The sequence below is a fragment of the Streptomyces sp. CY-1 genome, assembly GCF_047218265.1.
In the GTDB taxonomy this organism is placed as follows: domain Bacteria; phylum Actinomycetota; class Actinomycetes; order Streptomycetales; family Streptomycetaceae; genus Streptomyces; species Streptomyces niphimycinicus.
Map to the genome: position 1 here is coordinate 11,138,293 of NZ_CP178393.1, position 16,588 is coordinate 11,154,880.

General features: G+C 69.9%; 14 protein-coding genes and 1 pseudogene. 4 read left to right on the plus strand and 11 right to left on the minus strand.

The features are described 5' to 3' along the window. Positions 1-95: 95 nt before the first annotated feature. Positions 96-1,058, minus strand: a complete 963-nt coding sequence (locus ACK1X7_RS46755) for an NAD(P)/FAD-dependent oxidoreductase (protein WP_390792374.1) — start codon at positions 1,056-1,058, stop codon at positions 96-98. A gap of 41 nt (positions 1,059-1,099) precedes the next feature. Here ACK1X7_RS46755 and ACK1X7_RS46760 point away from each other — a divergent pair, with 41 nt between their 5' ends. Then, positions 1,100-1,540: an Lrp/AsnC family transcriptional regulator gene (locus ACK1X7_RS46760; protein WP_398158789.1), complete on the plus strand. Its 441-nt coding sequence runs from the start codon at positions 1,100-1,102 to the stop codon at positions 1,538-1,540. Between the two features lie 67 nt (positions 1,541-1,607). After that, positions 1,608-4,565 carry an aminotransferase gene (locus ACK1X7_RS46765; RefSeq protein ID WP_390792376.1) on the plus strand — a complete coding sequence of 986 codons (2,958 nt, stop codon included), beginning with the start codon at positions 1,608-1,610 and terminating at the stop codon, positions 4,563-4,565. Between the two features lie 238 nt (positions 4,566-4,803). Here ACK1X7_RS46765 and ACK1X7_RS46770 read toward each other — a convergent pair whose 3' ends face one another. Next, on the minus strand, positions 4,804-5,448 hold the full coding sequence (locus ACK1X7_RS46770; RefSeq protein ID WP_390792377.1) for a hypothetical protein: 645 nt from the start codon (positions 5,446-5,448) through the stop codon (positions 4,804-4,806). A 567-nt stretch (positions 5,449-6,015) separates the two neighbouring features. Here ACK1X7_RS46770 and ACK1X7_RS46775 point away from each other — a divergent pair. Further along, positions 6,016-6,354 (plus strand): hypothetical protein, encoded by a 339-nt coding sequence (locus ACK1X7_RS46775; RefSeq protein WP_413116748.1) that lies wholly within the window; start codon positions 6,016-6,018, stop codon positions 6,352-6,354. Between the two features lie 123 nt (positions 6,355-6,477). On the opposite strand, the pseudogene ACK1X7_RS46780 reads toward ACK1X7_RS46775, so the two are convergent. Both ACK1X7_RS46780 and ACK1X7_RS46785 read right to left on the minus strand, forming a co-directional pair. Beyond that, positions 6,478-7,182: pseudogene (locus tag ACK1X7_RS46780) on the minus strand (APC family permease); the annotation flags it as partial. Between the two features lie 310 nt (positions 7,183-7,492). Continuing rightward, positions 7,493-8,212 (minus strand): TetR/AcrR family transcriptional regulator, encoded by a 720-nt coding sequence (locus ACK1X7_RS46785; RefSeq protein WP_078646791.1) that lies wholly within the window; start codon positions 8,210-8,212, stop codon positions 7,493-7,495. 133 nt (positions 8,213-8,345) lie between these two features. On the opposite strand from ACK1X7_RS46785, the gene ACK1X7_RS46790 reads away from it, so the two are divergent. Then, positions 8,346-9,569 carry a saccharopine dehydrogenase family protein gene (locus ACK1X7_RS46790; protein WP_413116749.1) on the plus strand — a complete coding sequence of 408 codons (1,224 nt, stop codon included), beginning with the start codon at positions 8,346-8,348 and terminating at the stop codon, positions 9,567-9,569. A gap of 216 nt (positions 9,570-9,785) precedes the next feature. Here the strand turns inward: ACK1X7_RS46790 and ACK1X7_RS46795 are convergent, their stop codons facing one another. The 7 genes from ACK1X7_RS46795 to ACK1X7_RS46825 form a co-directional block, all read right to left on the minus strand. After that, positions 9,786-10,415 carry a hypothetical protein gene (locus ACK1X7_RS46795; RefSeq protein WP_078646793.1) on the minus strand — a complete coding sequence of 210 codons (630 nt, stop codon included), beginning with the start codon at positions 10,413-10,415 and terminating at the stop codon, positions 9,786-9,788. 143 nt (positions 10,416-10,558) lie between these two features. Continuing rightward, a complete protein-coding gene (locus tag ACK1X7_RS46800; RefSeq protein ID WP_413116750.1) occupies positions 10,559-11,824 on the minus strand; it encodes an ABC transporter substrate-binding protein in 1,266 nt (421 codons plus the stop codon). Positions 11,825-11,865: 41 nt separating this feature from the next. Next, complete coding sequence (locus ACK1X7_RS46805) at positions 11,866-12,681, minus strand: carbohydrate ABC transporter permease (protein WP_390792382.1); 816 nt, start codon at positions 12,679-12,681, stop codon at positions 11,866-11,868. Next, positions 12,678-13,535, minus strand: coding sequence for a carbohydrate ABC transporter permease (locus ACK1X7_RS46810; RefSeq protein WP_159037973.1), 858 nt, complete (start codon positions 13,533-13,535; stop codon positions 12,678-12,680). The genes ACK1X7_RS46805 and ACK1X7_RS46810 overlap by 4 nt, the downstream gene beginning before the upstream one ends. Before the next feature lie 53 nt (positions 13,536-13,588). Beyond that, on the minus strand, positions 13,589-14,587 hold the full coding sequence (locus tag ACK1X7_RS46815; RefSeq protein ID WP_390792384.1) for an ABC transporter ATP-binding protein: 999 nt from the start codon (positions 14,585-14,587) through the stop codon (positions 13,589-13,591). 103 nt (positions 14,588-14,690) lie between these two features. Further along, positions 14,691-15,731: a succinylglutamate desuccinylase/aspartoacylase family protein gene (locus ACK1X7_RS46820; RefSeq protein ID WP_390792385.1), complete on the minus strand. Its 1,041-nt coding sequence runs from the start codon at positions 15,729-15,731 to the stop codon at positions 14,691-14,693. Continuing rightward, positions 15,728-16,570: a phytanoyl-CoA dioxygenase family protein gene (locus ACK1X7_RS46825; RefSeq protein ID WP_385157429.1), complete on the minus strand. Its 843-nt coding sequence runs from the start codon at positions 16,568-16,570 to the stop codon at positions 15,728-15,730. Before ACK1X7_RS46825 ends, ACK1X7_RS46820 begins: the two co-directional genes overlap by 4 nt. Positions 16,571-16,588: the final 18 nt, after the last annotated feature.

Consider the following 16,588-nt stretch of genomic DNA (forward strand, 5'->3'; position numbering starts at 1 on the left):
ACGGCGGCAGAAGCGGGGGAGGGCTGGGATCGCCGGCCGGGGGACCCGCCCGGGAGCTCAGCAGATGACACCCGCGCCCAGCATGTTCCACCTGATCAGCGAGCAGCCCGAGCAGAGGGCGACGCGCGAGAACCCGCCGACTTCATCGCCTGCTTGATCAGCTCGTCCAATGTCGCCGGAGGCAGGCCGGCGCTCGAAGCGTCGGCGAGCGAGGCGACGTAGAGGCTGCGCACACCGAGCCAGCGCAGCGGCTCCGGTTCCCAACCGCGCACCGTACGGTCGACCCAGGGCAGCCGGGTGAGGTCGGTCTTCTGGCCCAGGATGAGGTCGCGGAGGGTGCGTCCGGCGAGGTTGGAGGTGGTCACGCCGTGCCCGACGTAGCCACCCGCCCAGCCCAGTCCGGTTCGCTCGTTCAGGTGGACGGTGGCGCACCAGTCGCGCGGCACGCCCAGCACTCCGGACCAGGTGTGGTCGAGGGCGACGCCTTCGGTGGCCGCCTGACGCGGGCGGATCTCGGTGACCTCGGTGCCCTCGTAGACGGCGACGCCCATCCGTTCGACCACGGCGGCCAGGCCCCGCACCAGCTTGGCGGGCTGGATGCGGGCGCAGTGCGGGCTCCACTGGGCGCCGTGGGCGCCGGCGACCCGGACCCGCTCGGCGAGCTGGTCGCGGTCGAGTTCGATCAGGTCGTCCTCGCCCCACCCCTCCGCGCGCAGTGACGGTAGTCGATCGCGAAGCCGTCGCTCCTGGGCGGCGTTGGTGGCGACGTGCAGCAGGCCGTCCTTCTGGATGTCGGCCTCGATTCCTTCTTCGGCGGCGACCCGGATGACCTCGTCGACGGAGGAGAACATCTCGCGTTGCAGGACGATGGCCGACTCCCGGCCGTGCGCCTTGGCGTAGCGGCGCATCTGGCCGGGTGGCCCGGCGCTGAGCCAGCCGCCGTTGCGGCCGGAGGCGCCGAAGCCGGCGAACTCCTTTCGATGAGTCAGACGGTGCTCTATTGCGCTGCGCAGGCACTCGATTCGATCGACGCATCCCATGATTGCGCTCGAATCCATCGCGTGCTTTCCTGTTTCTGCAAGATAGAGAGAGGTGACCCATGGACGACACCGACCGGGCCATCCTGCGGGAGTTGCAGGCCGACGGTCGTATCCCCTATGCCGAGCTGGGGCCGAAGGTGGGATTGTCGCCTTCGGCTGCGAGGCTGCGGCTGCAGCGGTTGATCGACACCGGGACGGTCCAAGTCGTCGGGGTGACCGACCCGATGGCCATGGGACGGCAGACCATGGCGCTGCTGGGCCTGCGCATCGAGGGCGATCCCCGGGCAGTGGCCGATGAACTCTCCCGGCACGACGAAGTCGTGTACGCGGTGCTGACCTCTGGCCGCTTCGACCTGTTCGCCGAGATCGTGTGCGGTCGCCCTCGTGATCTTCTGGACTTCATCAACGATGTCGTACGGCCCGTGGAGGGCGTCGCGTCCGTGGAGAACTTCCCCTACTTCGCCATTCACACTCACCGGTTCATGTGGGGAGTCGACTAGAGGCATCCGCGAGTCCGCGCCCAGCCCGCCCACACCACGCTCCGCTCACCAAGCCGAGGAACCCGGCATGCCGCACGACGAGTACCGCACCATCGACTTCTTCGCCCAGGACGCGCTTCCCGCGCCGCGGGTGTCACTTGCTCAGGCAGAGCGCATCGCCTCCCAACGTCTTGGCATCACCGCCCGTGCGGAGGCGTTGGGAAGCCAGCAGGACGCCAACTTCCTGCTGCGCTCCGACACCGGGACACCCCTGGCGGTCCTGAAGATCGCCAACCCGGCCTTCAGCCCGATGGAGATCGAAGCCCAGGACACTGCCGCCGGCCTGATCGCCGCGGCTCACCCGGAACTGCGCATCGCCACCGTCCTGCTCCGCCCCGACGGCTCCCCCAGGTGCGCGAGGGTGGACACCGAGGGCGGGCCGGTCATCGCGCGACTCCTGGAGTACCTCCCCGGCGGCCCGCTGTCCGGACCGCGGCACCTGTCCCCGGACACGGTGGCGGCCATGGGCACGATCACCGGGAAGGTCAGCGTCGCCCTGCGTGACTTCCGGCACCCGGGCCTGGACCGTGTGCTCCAGTGGGACCCGCGGTACGCCGACCGCGTCGTCGTCAAGCTCGCGGAGCACATCCCGGAGCCCGACCGCCGCACAGCCATCCACACCGCGACCGCCGACGCCTGGACGCAGGTGCGGAAGGTCGCCGTTCTGCTGCCCTGTCAGGCCGTACACCTCGATCTCACGGACGACAACCTGATCCGTTCTCCCGACAGCCGCCTCACGATGCCCGACGGAGTCATCGACTTCGGTGACCTGACCCGGAGTTGGGCGGTCGGCGAGCTGGCGGTGTCGCTCTCCTCGATGCTCCACCACGACGGTGTCGAGCCCCACCACGTGCTGCCCGCCATCCGGGCCTTCCACGCCGTCCGGCCGCTCTCCGCAGCGGAGGCCGAGGCGCTGTGGCCGCTGGTGGTCCTGCGCGCCGCCGGCCTGGTCGCCAGCGGCCGCCACCAGGCCGCCGTCGACGAGGGGAACGCTTACGCCGAGGCCGCGCTCGACCGCGAGTGGCGAATATTCGAGCAGGCCACCCACCTGCCACTTCCCGTGATGACCCACCTCATCAAGGACGCGATCGACCGGCCCGACGAGCCCGCTCGCGCCGACGCGCCGGCGCGCCCGCTGCTGCGGGGCCTCACCGCCGACGACATCTCCCTTCTCGACCTGTCCACCGGCGCCGACCCCTTGGACCATGGAGTCTGGCTCGAAGCAGACACCGAGAACCGGCTGGCGGCCTCCGCGCTCGCCGACGGCGCGGCCGCGGTCGTCACACGGTACGCGCGGGCGCGACTCACCCAGGCCCCGGCCCTGTCCGCCGCATCTCCCGCGACCGTGGCCACCGGCATCGACCTGTGGCTCGGCCGGGCCACCGCGCTGCAGGCTCCCGGCTTCGGCGAGGTTCTCGCCGCGGCGCCCGGCCGGCTGACGGTCACCTACGGCCCGCGGGTGCTGACGTTGTCCTTCCCCCACACGGTCCACCCCGTGATCTCCGCCGGGGCGACGCTCCGCGCGGGCGAGGACCTGGCCCACCTCCCTGCCGGGACATCGGTACGTCTCGGGCTGCGCGGCGCCGACGGCCCGGCCGTCCCCGCGCTGGTGCGCCCCGAGTACGCCGCCGGATGGCTCGCGCTCACCGCGGACCCTTCCCCGCTCATCGGTCTCCCGGCCGCTGACCCTGAGGAGCACGCGGACCTGCTCGACCGGCGGGACGCCGTGTTCGCGACCGTGCAGGAGCACTACTACGCCGACCCGCCCGTAATCGAGCGTGGTTGGCGGCACCATCTGGTCTCCGCCGAGGGCCGCTCCTACCTCGACATGGTCAACAATGTCACCCCGTTGGGCCACGCTCATCCACGCGTGGAACAGGCGGTCTCGCGGCAGATGCGACGGCTCAACACCAACTCGCGCTTCCACTACGCCTCGGTGGTGGAGTTCACCGAACGCCTCGCCGCCCTCCTGCCCGACCCCTTGGACACGGTGTTCCTGGTCAACTCGGGCTCGGAGGCGGTCGATCTGGGCATCCGGCTGGCCGTCGGCGCCTCCGGGCAGCTCGATGTCGTCGCGCTGCGCGAGGCGTATCACGGCTGGACGTACGCCTCCGACGCGGTCTCCACCTCGCTGCAGGACAACCCCAACGCCCTGGCCACCCGCCCAAGCTGGGTCCACACCGTGGATTCGCCCAACTCCTACCGCGGTCGGCACCGCGGGGCGGACGTGGTGCGCTACGGACCCGAGGCGGCCGCGACGATCGACGATCTCGCCGCTTCCGGCCGCCCGCCAGGGGCCTTCCTCAGCGAGACCTTCTACGGCAACGCCGGGGGCGTGGCCCTGCCCGAGGGCTACCTCGCCGAGGTGTACGCCGCGGTCCGCCGCCACAGCGGCCTGGCCGTCGCCGATGAGGTCCAGGTCGGCTACGGCCGACTGGGCCATTGGTTCTGGGGCTTCGAACAGCAACAGGTCGTCCCGGACGTCGTCTGTGTGGCCAAGGCCATGGGCAACGGCCACCCCCTCGGCGCCGTCATCACGTCCAAGGAGGTCGCCGACCGCTACCGTGACCAGGGCTACTTCTTCTCATCCACCGGTGGCAGCCCGGTCTCCAGCGTTGTGGGCCTCACCGTCCTGGACACCCTGCGCGAGGAGGACCTCCAGGGCAACGCGGTGCGCGTGGGCGGCCGTCTCAAGAGCCGGCTCCAGGCACTGGCCGGCCACCACGACATCATCGGCGCCGTCCACGGCTCGGGCCTCTACCTCGGCCTGGAACTCATCCGGGACCACGCCACCTTGGAACCCGCCACGGAAGAGACCGCCGAACTCTGCGACCGCATGCTCGACCTCGGCGTGATCGTCCAGCCCACCGGAGACCACCTCAACATCCTCAAGATCAAGCCGCCGCTGTGCATCGACGCCGCCGCGGCCGACTTCTTCACCGACATGCTGGAGCGGGCCCTCACCCAACTCGGCCACCGCCGCTGACCGCTGTTGGAGCGATGCCTTGTGAGGGGGGAGAGGCGGTCGCGGATGAGGCGGACCGCCGGACCGGGATCGGTCTGGCGGTCGCTCTCGTCCAGAGATAAGGGCCGATGAGGTCACTGGTGCAGGCAGTACAGGCCCGCTCCAAGGAGGCGTCCCAGGGGCGTGCGCCCCGCCATTCGGACCCACCCGAGCACGTATTGAGCAGTGGCCACGTTCGCGCCCGTGCTGCTCCCGCTCTTCAGCGTTGGCCAGGATGCGGCCGACCCCGCGACGGATCGTCCAGGATCTCGGAGTCGGTGACGTTCACTGCGCGGTACGGCTTGTACTCACTGCCTGCGCCCAGCCCATAGGTGAGGACGCGGTGATCCGTGCCGTGGCCGCCGCGTTGTTCGAACGCGCTGTAGGCGGTCCGGGAGGAATCCGTCCAGCTTTCGAAGATGACCACGTGGCGCGTGTTGCTGTTGCCCGCGGCGTCGATCAGCAGGTCACCGGGTTGTAGATCATCCAGGCTGATCGGTGTGGTGAGGTCGCGGTTGCCGGCCAGTTCTACTGTGTTGGGCCCCGGCTTCCACAACCCGAGGGTCATGGAGACGTACCCGGAGCAGTCCTGGCGATAGCCGTCGGACCACACCGAGGTCTGGCTGTAAGGCACTTGCGAACCGTTGTCGGCGGTCAGCCAGGTGGCCGCGTGGCGGAGCACCTCGGCCCGGGTGACGGGCGCCGCCTGGGCGTGACCAGATACCGAGACGCTGGACGTGGCGGATACCGGGGGAGCGGCGGCAAACGACGGGCCGGCCGGCACGCCCATGAGAGCGATACCGCCGAGGACCGCTGAGGCCAGTGCGATTTGTGTCCGACGGCTCGTTCTGGAGAGCAGCGACATGGCGACTCCTGATGTGTGGGGGGGAACGAGAGCCGGGTGACATGCGAAACCCCCACCCTGGTTCGGATGGAGGTGCCGACGGCGGCGGACAGCGGCCGTCCTCGGCTTGCACGGCCTTGTCCGCACCTCATGCTCCGGCTCCTGCACGTTAGTCAGGGAGCGCACGTGGCGGCATGTGCGCGGGCCCCATACGACAGGCGGCCGAGTATGGGATCGGCTCCCGGTCATTCCGGTCATTCGGTGTTGCGGAGAGGTGGCAGCGCGTCAGGCAGACGTTATGAGAGGGAATCCGGCCGGTGCTTCACCGTTCGACGTGGCCGCGGCCGGCGGGCACGTTCCGCCCGCGGGAGCGGCGGCCCCGCACGAGCACCTCGACGCGGGCGGGCCCGTCGGCGTTGACGTCAAAGGAGGCCCCGGAGGCGCGGAGCACGAAGTTGCGGACCGCGACGCGGGCACCGGCCCTCCGGGTGGAGCGGGGCGGCCGTCTTCGAGACCGGTCTGACCAGGCGGTCGGACTGGGGCGCGGACTGGATCACCCATCCCGCCTGGCGGCTGAGCAGGCGATCGGTGGCCCCGGCCGTCGTCAAACTGCCCCGGACCACTGCCCGTTACGTACGGCTGGACGTCATCACCCGGCTCGGCCTGCCCCTGGCCGAGGACTTCCGCCGCCGCGGCCGGCGGCTCCAGCTCGGCGAGATCGACCTGCGCGACTCCGCCACCTCCACCACCGGCCTCGCCCGCGGCGCCGCGGTCACCGCCTCCGAGAGCGACACGGTCCGCAAGACCTGGGAACCCGCCCTGGCCGTGGACGGCCTGACCAACAGCGCCCTGCAGACCGCCGCAGGTTACTCCAGCGGGGCACACCCCGGTGTCTTCGGAGAGCCCATCACCCGCACCCTCGACTGAAGACGGCGAAAACCTTCGACGAGCTGGCGCTCTACCCGCGCGGCGACGTCCTCACCGACGACGGACGGGTGCCCGGCTTCCCGGTCGACCACGCCGTTTCCAGCGCCGACAGCCCGAGCGGACCGTCTCCCAGCCCCAGAACGTGAAGACGCCGAGCAGGAGTCCTGAGGTGAGTGGCGCACCGCCCGCGCCGAAGGGGTTCAGCCAGCCCAGGGACGGGTGGACGGCATGCAGGGTGCTGGTGCCTGCGTGGACGCGGTAGAGGGCCACGGCCGCGAAGACCAGCAGCCCGGCCACTTGCAGCAGCGTCAGCACGTTCTGCAGCCGGGCGGAGGCCTCGGTGCTTCGGACGCACAGGGCGGACATCGCCAGGATGACCAGCACCGTCAAGGAGCGCAGGACCCAGGTGTTCTCGGCCCAGCCGTCGAGCCCCGTGGCCAGTAGGCCGAAACGCGTCCCCACCTCGGCGAGCGAGCCGACGACCATCACTCCGGTCATGGCGACGGCCCAGCCGCCCAGCCAGCCTGTGGTCGGGCCGAGGATCCTCGACACCCAGGAGAAGGTGGTGCCGCAGTCCGGGTCGACCCGGTTGAGGTAGTAGAACGCGGACGCGATCAGCAGCATCGGAACGAAGGAGGCCAGCATCACGCCGGGTACGTTGACCCCGACGAACGCCGCGATGGGACCGATGACGGCTGCCAGCGAGTACGTGGGTGAGGTCGCGTTCAGACCAATGGCGACAGAGTCGAGAAACCCGATCGCGTTCGGATTGAGCCCGGGCGTCGGCTTGGGCGCCTCGGGAGTCCCTCGCGCACTGTCCTCGGCCATGTGATCCCTCTTTCTGGATGTCCTCGGGCGTCCCCAGCGGCCAGGTCGCACTGGGACAACCGGAATGTCCGTAGTGGGCGGCCCCGAGGGATGACGCCGATGACGCAAGGGCGTCGCTCGTGTCCATGCCTTGGGACGGGCGGGGCCGACAGCCCGGCCCGGGCGCGTTACGTGACGCCGTAACCTCGCGGTTCCGAAGAGAAAACGCCCTGGGAACCTGAAGGTCAATGTCGTTGGCATAAGCATCTGCCAGAACCAGCCCGAAGAGGCCAGAACTCCACCGGATATGTCAAAAAGGCATGAACCGGGGTCAGTCAGTCGCTCGGGCACCTGCGGCAGCCAGTTCGGCGGCGATGCCGTCCAGCAAGGTGTCAAGGACCACCGGGTAGGCGCTGTGCAGCATCCGGGCGGCGAGCAGGCGGGCGGTGGTGGCGATGTTCGGGTGGGTCGTGGCCGGCAGCCGGGCGTAGGTGGAGTCCCACATCTCCTCGTCCCGTGTGCGGGCCTCCGCGGAGAGTGCCAGCTCCCCCGCGTCGAGCGCGGCGAAGGCCAAGGCGAGGTCGATGAACGCCTGGTAGAAGCGGACCGCGGCGGGATCGGGCAGGCCCGCCCCGCGCAGAATGCCGAGGATTGTCTCGTCGACCGCGATCTCTCGCGGACGTCCGCTGACCCGGCTGGCTGTGAGCACGGCGGCCTGCGGGTGTGCGAGATAGGAGGAGTGGAGGGCGAGCCCGAGGGTGCGCAAGTCGGCCCGCCAGTCACCGGTGGCCGTCCACCTGTCCAAGGCCCGGCCCATCAGCTCGTCGCCGATGGCCCGGGCCAGATCGTCCATCCCCGCGAAGTAGCGGTAAAGGGTGCTCGGGTCCGCACCCAGCGCGGCTCCCAGGCGCCGGGCGGTCAGGCCGGCACTGCCGTGCTCGCGCAGCATCCGCAGCGCGGCTTGCACGATGAGCGTCTCGGACAACACCACGCCCTGTCGCGTCGGCCTGCGCCTGCGCCGCGCCTCTTCGGGCACCACCCGCTTCGGCATCCCCTCACCCTCCTCCACCATCGCCGGCACGGCTGGCTTATGCCAACGTGGTTGACCTTACAACGCCCCGTGCCGTTGCATCAGGGGCAATCCGGAGGCGTCCTGCTCCCGGAAGAGAAGAAGGGTCACTGACATGCGAGTACTTCTCGTCGGCGCGGGCGGCGTCGGCACTGCCGCCACCCGGATCGCGGCACGCAGGGAATTCCTGACCCACATGGTCGTGGCCGACTACGACCTCTCCCGCGCCGAAGCGGCCGTCGCCGCGCTGAAGGAGCACGGCGACCGGTTCAGCGCGGTGCGCCTGGACGCTTCGGACGAGAACGCGGTGCGGGCCGCGCTCACCGAGCACCGATGCGACGTCCTGTTCAACGCGACCGATCCACGGTTCGTGATGCCGTTGTTCAACGCGGCCCTCGCGGCCGGAGCACACTACCTGGACATGGCGATGTCACTGTCCGTTCCGCACCCCTCGCGGCCGTTCGAGGAGTGCGGGGTGAAGCTGGGCGACAGGCAGTTCGAGCTGGCGGACCGCTGGGTGGAGTCGGAGCGCCTGGCCCTGGTCGGCATGGGCGTGGAGTCGGGTCTGTCGGACGTCTTCGCGCGGTACGCCGCGGACGAGCTCTTCGACGAGATCGAGGAGATCGGCGTGCGCGACGGCGCGAACCTCACGGTCGAGGGCTACGACTTCGCACCCTCTTTCAGCATCTGGACCACCATCGAGGAGTGCCTGAATCCGCCGGTGGTCTACGAGAAGGAACGCGGCTGGTTCACCACCGCACCGTTCAGCGAACCGGAGGTTTTCGACTTCCCCGAGGGCATCGGGCCGGTGGAGTGCGTAAACGTCGAGCACGAGGAGGTGCTGCTGATCCCTCGCTGGGTGGACGCGCGGCGCGTGACGTTCAAGTACGGACTGGGCGATGACTTCATCGCGAAGCTGAAGATCCTGCACGAACTGGGCCTGGACTCGACCACCAAGGTCTCAGTGCCCGGCGAGCACGGACCGGTGAGGGTCTCGCCGCGTGACGTGGTCGCCGCCTGCCTGCCCGACCCCGCCACCCTCGGCGACCGGATGACCGGCAAGACATGCGCCGGCACCTGGGTCAAGGGCACCAAGGACGGTGAGTCCCGCGAGGTGTACCTGTACCACGTGGTCGACAATCAGTGGACGATGCGCGAGTACGGCTCACAGGCTGTCGTCTGGCAGACCGCTATGAACCCGGTCATCGCCCTCGAACTCCTCGCCACCGGCGCCTGGTCCGGCAAGGGCGTTCTCGGTCCCGAAGCCCTGCCGCCCCGCCCGTTCCTCGACCTGCTCACCGAGTACGGCGCCCCTTGGGGCCTGCGCGAGCAGGGATGATCTCTACACAGGCCGCGCGAACACGCCGTCGTTCCGCAAGCGCCCCCGGTGCGACACCCTCGGTCTGCCTCTCACGCAGACGGCCCGCGTCTCCCGCAACTCCAGTGCGTCACCGGGGCTGACCAGTGCGACGACGCGCCGCGCTCGGGGGCGCCGCGCGACGGAGGCGTGCGGTGCCGTCGGCGAACCAACGGCCGGTCGACTCGGTCCCGCTGGTCATGCATCCGTCGCCTTCTGGGCGTTGTCGTCGGACGTGGGGGAATGCCCGGTCATAGGCCGCAGGCTCAGTGCGTGGCTGATGCGTGAGGTGGCGACGAACCGCGCGGCCAGGTGGACGACCGCGACCAGCGCGCGGTCGTCGAGGTGCGCGCCCGCCGCGGTCAGAGCGGGTCTGGGAGGCGAGGCGAACACCACGGTGAGTGTCAGCCTGCGCACCGCTTCCTCGGTGGGGTTGAGGCCACCGACGGCACGGCCCTGTGCCGCGTGGATCCACGCCTCGCTCATGCCATGATTGCGGGCCACGTCCAGGTACTGAGCAAGCTCGTACTCGTTGCCGAGGGCGTGATGCGTGGCGAGGGCCACGATCAGCACGTGGCCGGGATCAATCGCCGCTTTGAGCTGCTCGGTCATTTCCAGCAGTGCTAGGACGGCGCCCGGCTGGTGCAGGCCCACGGCCAGGAACCCGTTGACGTAGCCCAGCCGGTCCACCCGCTCGGCGAGCCGGTTCTGCAGTCCGGCAGGCAGGTCGGCCACGACCGCCGCCAGCTCAACGGGTTCGGGCCGTGACCTGTCGGTGAGTCCCCGGTACGGCACTTTCGCCCAGTCGATGTCGCGTCGGTCGGCCATCTCATGCCTCCGCCGTACTACGGGCAGCGATCGCTCGCGGAGTGGGGCGGGTGGCTTCGTCCGGTTCGGGTGGCGATGACTTTCGGGTTGCGGGCATCGGCACAGTGGTGCCTTCCTTGCTGGGGGAGCGGACAGGAATCGGTTCAGGGGAGGAGGGCTTCGGCCCGGCTCGCCGCGTCGCTGAGCGCTTGCCGCGGTTCCTTCGCGCCCGCGAGGGCGGCGTAGATGTTCTGCTGCAGCAGGTCGTTGATCTGTACGGCCCGCAGGCCGGGAAACTGGAAGCGTTGTGCGAGCTCCGGGACGGAGTCGAGCGCCGGTCGGCGGTAGGGCTGCTTGTGGATGACGGGGCCGAGGTGCCGCGCGTCGGTGGCCTGCGTATTGACGGGTATCTCGCCGGTGCTCTCGCACAGCTCGGTTTGTCCGGCGGCGCTGATGAGTGCCTGGATGACCTTCCAGGCCGCCTGCTGTTCCCTCTTGTCTTTGGTGAAGATGACCAGCGATCCCCCGCCCGGCGGCAGCCGCCGGGTGCCACCGTCGGGGATGGGGACCACGGCCGTCCGGCAGTCGAACGACGCCTCCTCGGCGTAGCGCACCGGTTTGGTCGACGGGCCGAAGACCATGGCGGCGTCTCCGCGGAGGAAGGCGTCGTCCATCTCCAGGGTGGTGGTCGGTGTGCTGAGCTTGTCGGCGATCAAGCCGCGCCAGTAGGTCAGCACGTCGACGCCCGGCTGGTCGGCGAAGGTGACGCGCCGTCGCCGTGTGTCCATCATGGATCCGCCCGCCCAGCCTATGAAGTTCTCGAACGTCCAGTTGGAATCCGCGTTGTAGGAATGCAGTGCCCCGTAGCGCGCGGCCCGTTTGCCGACGACGGCTGCGGCGGCGGACCGCATCTCGCTCCAGGTGGTCGGCGGCCGGTCGGGGTCGAGTCCGGCCTTGCGGAAGGCGTCCGCGTTGTACGAGAACACCATCACGCCGAGGCTGTAGAGGGCGGCGGCGGTACGCCCGTGGTACTGGTTCACCCGCCGGAACGGCTTGATGTACTCGTCAGGCCGGAAATCGCCCTTCACCATCAGCGGTTCCAGAGGTTGCAGCAGTCCCGCCGCGGCATAGGTGAGGACGGCGTTGGCGCCCACCATCGCCATCGTCGGCGGAGTGCCGGCGGCGAACGCGGTGGCGAGCCGGCCGTCGATGTCCTGCCAGTTGCCGCCTCCGCCGCTGAGCTGAATCTCGAGGGGGACGCCGGTGCGCCGGGTGAAGTCCTTTCCGAGAGTGGCTTCGACGGCCTGCGCGCGGGGGCCGCTCGGAACGAGGAACCTCAGGGTGCCGGATGTCTCGCGGCCGCAGCCGGCAGTGACCGCGGCGGCACCCGCGGCCAGCAGCAGTGTCCGTCGGGAGACGATGCTGGTCATGGCTGTGCTGTCCTTGCGTGGGTACGGGAAGTGGGCCATGGCTATTCGCCGTCGGCGGTGAGGACGAGTCCGCGGACGAGGTGCCGCTGGACCAGGACGAAGCAGATGAGCAGGGGCAGCGCCGCCAGCGCGGCGACCGCCAGTTGCACGCTCAGCGGCACCGTGCTGTCCGGGCCGGAGACCCCGGCCACCGCGTACGGAACAGTCGCGACGTGGTCGGTGGTCAGCATGACCGACGGCCAGTACAGGTCGTTCCAGTGCGAGACGACGCTGAACACACCGGCGGCTACCAGCGCCGGACGGACGTGCGGGAACACCACCCGCCACAGCATCGCCACCGGCCCGACCCCGTCCAGCCGGGCGGCGTCGAACATGCTCACCGGGATGGCGAGGATGAACTGGCGGAACAGATAGATGCAGAACCCGCTGCCGACGCTCGGCAGGATCAACGCTGAGTAGCTGTCGAGCAGGCCGAGGCCCGACATCAGGAAGTAGATCGGGATCGCGGTCACCTGTGGGGGAATGACCAGACAGACCAGTACCACCTTGAACGTCGGCCTCCGGCCGCGGAACTCCCAGCGCGCCAACGCGTACGCGATCGGCAGCGACGTCACAACCTGGGCGATGAAGATCGCCCCGGTCACCAGCACGCTGGTGCCGTACACCCGCGGCCAGTCCAACGCGGCCCAGGCGTCCCGAAAATGGTCCAGCGTGATGCGCGGGCTCAGCTCCCCGCTGAGTGGGTTGCCCGCGAGGAACGCGCCCGCCAGCATCAGCACAAAGGGTCCGAGCATGATCACGCCACCGGCCGCGACCGCCACGTGAACACCGAGGACCCGCCGATTCGTCTTGTTCATCGCGCACCCGCTCGCTCAAGTCGGCGTCCGCCCGCGAGGTACTGCGCGGCAACGGTGACGACGACGAGGCCGAGGAGGACGGTGTTGACGATCGAGCCGCTGCCGATGTCCAGGTAGCTGACGCCGTACCGCCATTGCAGGTCCGCCAGGGTCTCGGTCGATCCCAGCGGTCCGCCGTCGGTCATCACGTGCACCTGGTCGAAGACGCGGAGCGCGTCGCGGGTGGCGATGATCAGGGCGAACATGGTCGACGGTCCGAGCGCCGGCCAGGTGATGTGCCAGAACCTGTGCCAGGGACCGGCACCGTCCAGTCGGCCGGCCTCGTGCAGGTGCTGCGGCACGCTGGTCAGGCCGGCGAGGAACATCACCATCGACGAGCCGATACCCGCCCAGCTACCGATCACGGCGATGGCCGGCAGCGCGAGCGTGGTGGAGTGCAGCCAGTCGGTGGCACCGGTCAGTCGTCCGATCGTGGCGTCGACCGGACCCGCGCCGGGGTAGAACAGCCAGCGCCACACCACCGACATCGCCGCCATCGTCGCGATCGTCGGCAGAAAGTACACCGTGCGCCATAGCGCCCCCCAGCGCGGCAGGGCGTGGATGCCGAGCGCCGCGAGCAGACTCACGCCGACGATCACCGGTACCGTCATCACGGCGTACAGCAGGGTGTTGACAGTCGCCTGCCGCAATTCGGGGGAGGTCAGGATGCGGTGCCAGTTCCGCAGTCCGACAAAGCTGACCGAGCGGGTGAGCGGCTGGTAGTCGAACAGGGTCAGTACCGCCACCATGCTCAGCGGCACGATGAAGAAGACCATGAGGAAGGTCGCGGCAGGCGTCACCAGCAGCGCCGGCACATACCGCCGCGGCGTCCGCAGTCGCGTCCGGGCCGAGGCCTCGAGCAGTGGTGTCATGACCGGCGCATCCCGTCGGCTGCGAAGTGGTGCAGATCGGATCGCCGCACGTGCAGCGTGATCTCCCCGCTAGGCCGGGTGTCCGCCGGTACCCGCATCCGGGCGCGCTGGCCGCCGATGTCGAGGTGGATGAGCCGATCGCGTCCGCGCAACTCGGTCATCAGGACCTGACCGCGCAGATCGATGTCGGCCGCGTCGCCCGTGCCGACCCTCAGGTGGTCCGGCCGGCATCCGACGGTGGTTGCCTTGGGCGGTGAGCAGGCCGCGAACGGGCCTTCGGCGGCGAAGATGTTCATCCCGTCCAGGAAGGTGGCCACGAAGGTCGTCGCCGGGGTGCCGTAGACCTCCTCGGGCGGTCCCGCCTGTTCGACGCGCCCCGCGCGCATCACGACCAACTGGTCCGCGAGGGCGAGGGCCTCGACCTGGTCGTGGGTGACGAACACGACCGTCATGCCGAGGCGTCGCTGCAGCGTGACAAGCTCGGTTCGCATGGTGTCCCGCAGAGCCGCGTCGAGGTTCGAGAAGGGCTCGTCCATGACCAGCACCGCGGGGTCGCGGACCAGGGCCCGGCCGATACCGACCCGCTGTCGCTGCCCGCCGGACAGCTCGTTCGGCCTGCGGTCGAGCAGCTCGTCCAGGCGCATCAGTTCGGCTGCCCGCAGGGCGCGCTCGCGGCGGTCCACTCGGTCCACCCGCCGCATCCGCAGCGGGAACTCGATATTGCCGAGGACGGTCTTGTTCGGATACAGGGCGTAGTTCTGGAAGACCATCGCGACACCGCGGTCCTCGGCGGCGACGTCGGTGACGTCGGCGCCGCCGATCTCGATCCGGCCCGATGTGAGCGTCTCGAGACCGGCGACGCAGCGCAGCAGAGTGGTCTTGCCACAGCCGCTCGGGCCGAGCAGCACGGTGATGGATCCGGCGGGAATGGTGAGGTCGACGTGGCCGAGGGCGGCGGTCTCGGAGCGGTCGAACCTCTTCACAGCCGCGGACACCCGCACCTCCGACGGCGCTGGCGCCGCGGTGTTCCCGGCGGCCGCCGAATGCGCCGTGGACGCGGTCCGGCCGGTGGTTCCGGCCGGTGACTTCAGCCGCATGTCACGCCCCGCCCTTCCACGGTCGGCCCAGCACGAACACGCAGTCCCCCAGCCCCGTGCGTGCGGGGACGCGCCGCGCGAGGACGACGCCTTCGCTGGCGGACACCACCGGGTCGGGCTCCCTCCACGGCGCGGTGGTGTAGCGGATCAGCCCGACGACCTGATCGCGGTGGACCGAATCCCCCAGCGACACCAGCGGTTCGAACAGCCCGCGTTCGGTGGAGCCGGCGTAGATGTACTCGTGGGCCGGGGTCCGGTGCAGCATCGTCGTCGTGGCGGGCGGTTCGGTGGTGAGCGGCGCACGCAACAGACCGACGTGGTGCAACAGCCGCAGCACGCCGTGTTCGGCGAGCCGGACCTCCTCGCGGCCGACCGACGCGCCACCGCCCAGCTCGGTTGACAGGTGGGATACGCCCACGCGCCGGCAGGCGCCGATCAGCGCGGCGTCACCGCCCGTGGAATGGTCGATGATCATCGAGGTCGGCATGCCGAACGCCTTCAACATGTCCAGCGAGGCGGCGAACCGGTCCGAGTCGTCCGACCGTGCGACCACGGCGACGGGGAGGTACTCGATGGATTTGCCGCCCGAGTGCAGATCGAAGGCGTACTGCGCGCGGGGCAGGAGGTGGGTCTCGATGAAGTGGGCGATCATTTCCGTGGGTTGGCCGTCGGGCCGGCCCGGGAAGTTCCGGTTGAGATTGCCCCCGTCGAGCGGGGAGGTCCGCCGGTCCGCCGCCACGGCGGGCGCGTTGGCGGCCGGCAGGACGATGAGTTGGCCGGTGAGGTCGGCGGCTCGCAGCCGCTGCAGCAGCCGCATCACCACCACCTGGCCCTCGTACTCGTTGCCGTGGTTGCCGGCCATGAGCAGCACGGTGGGGCCGTCGCCGTTGCGCAGCGACACGATGGGGATTCCCGTGTAGCCGTAGCCGGCGTCGCCGTCGGACGTGGTGTGCACGGCGAGCGGAAGCCGCAAGTAGCCACGCGACTCGCCCTCGGCGTCCAGGTCGATGTCGGTGAAGATCCGGGTGCGCGCGGATGTCATCGCTCGCTCCCCGCGGAGTCGGCCTGCGCGGCGATGGCCGCCTTGCGCCGCTGGGCCTCGCCGACGACCTCGTCGTAGAAGGCGGACGCGGTCGGGTCGAAGTCACCCGCCGGCCGTGGTTCCGGGCGGAAGTGACCGTGGCGGTCGGTGCCGCGGACCAACGTGGCGCTGTCCTGGAAGCCCGTGGTCTGCCGGACATGGGCGGCGACGTATCGGATGGTGATCCCGCAACGCCGCACATCCGATGTGTTCGGCAGGGAGCCGTGCACCAGCATCGTGTGGTGCAGCGAGAACTCGCCCGGCTGCAGTTCGAGGTCGACCGCGGCCGTCTCGTCGACGTCGACCTGGATCTCCTGGCCACGGCTGGCCATGTTGCCGGTGGCGAAGGTGTCGGTGTGCCGAAGCTGGCCCTCGGTGTGGGTTCCGGGGACGACGCGCATGCAGCCGTTCTGCCGGGTGCTCGGGGTCAGTGCCACCCAGGCGGTGACGACGCTGGGCTCGGACAGCCCCCAGTAGGTGGCGTCCTGGTGCCAGGCGAGGAAGCCCGGATCATGCGGCTTCTTGTCGAAGTGTCCGGTCGCCCAGGCCAGGATGTCGGGGCCGAGTACGTCCTCGACGGCATCGAGAATCCGCGGCTCGCGCATGAGCTCGTTGAGCCACGTCATGAGGAGGTGGGGCTTGACCTTGGCGCGCGCCCACAGACCGGGATCGCCGGCCTCGAGCCGGTCCATCCGGTCGCGGTAGCCGGCCGCGACCTCGGCGTCGAACGCGCGGATCGGACACACGTAGCCGTCGGTCCGGTACCCCTGGGCCTGTGCGTCGGTGAGTATCTTGGGCATCTTCCGCGTCTCCTCGGT

Coding starts and splice junctions, on each gene's coding strand:
- ACK1X7_RS46755 (WP_390792374.1), bottom strand. CDS start 1,058: ATGGATTCGAGCGCAATCATGGGATGCGTCGATCGAATCGAGTGCCTG.
- ACK1X7_RS46760 (WP_398158789.1), top strand. CDS start 1,100: ATGGACGACACCGACCGGGCCATCCTGCGGGAGTTGCAGGCCGACGGT.
- ACK1X7_RS46765 (WP_390792376.1), top strand. CDS start 1,608: ATGCCGCACGACGAGTACCGCACCATCGACTTCTTCGCCCAGGACGCG.
- ACK1X7_RS46770 (WP_390792377.1), bottom strand. CDS start 5,448: ATGTCGCTGCTCTCCAGAACGAGCCGTCGGACACAAATCGCACTGGCC.
- ACK1X7_RS46785 (WP_078646791.1), bottom strand. CDS start 8,212: ATGCCGAAGCGGGTGGTGCCCGAAGAGGCGCGGCGCAGGCGCAGGCCG.
- ACK1X7_RS46790 (WP_413116749.1), top strand. CDS start 8,346: ATGCGAGTACTTCTCGTCGGCGCGGGCGGCGTCGGCACTGCCGCCACC.
- ACK1X7_RS46795 (WP_078646793.1), bottom strand. CDS start 10,415: ATGGCCGACCGACGCGACATCGACTGGGCGAAAGTGCCGTACCGGGGA.
- ACK1X7_RS46800 (WP_413116750.1), bottom strand. CDS start 11,824: ATGACCAGCATCGTCTCCCGACGGACACTGCTGCTGGCCGCGGGTGCC.
- ACK1X7_RS46805 (WP_390792382.1), bottom strand. CDS start 12,681: ATGAACAAGACGAATCGGCGGGTCCTCGGTGTTCACGTGGCGGTCGCG.
- ACK1X7_RS46820 (WP_390792385.1), bottom strand. CDS start 15,731: ATGACATCCGCGCGCACCCGGATCTTCACCGACATCGACCTGGACGCC.
- ACK1X7_RS46825 (WP_385157429.1), bottom strand. CDS start 16,570: ATGCCCAAGATACTCACCGACGCACAGGCCCAGGGGTACCGGACCGAC.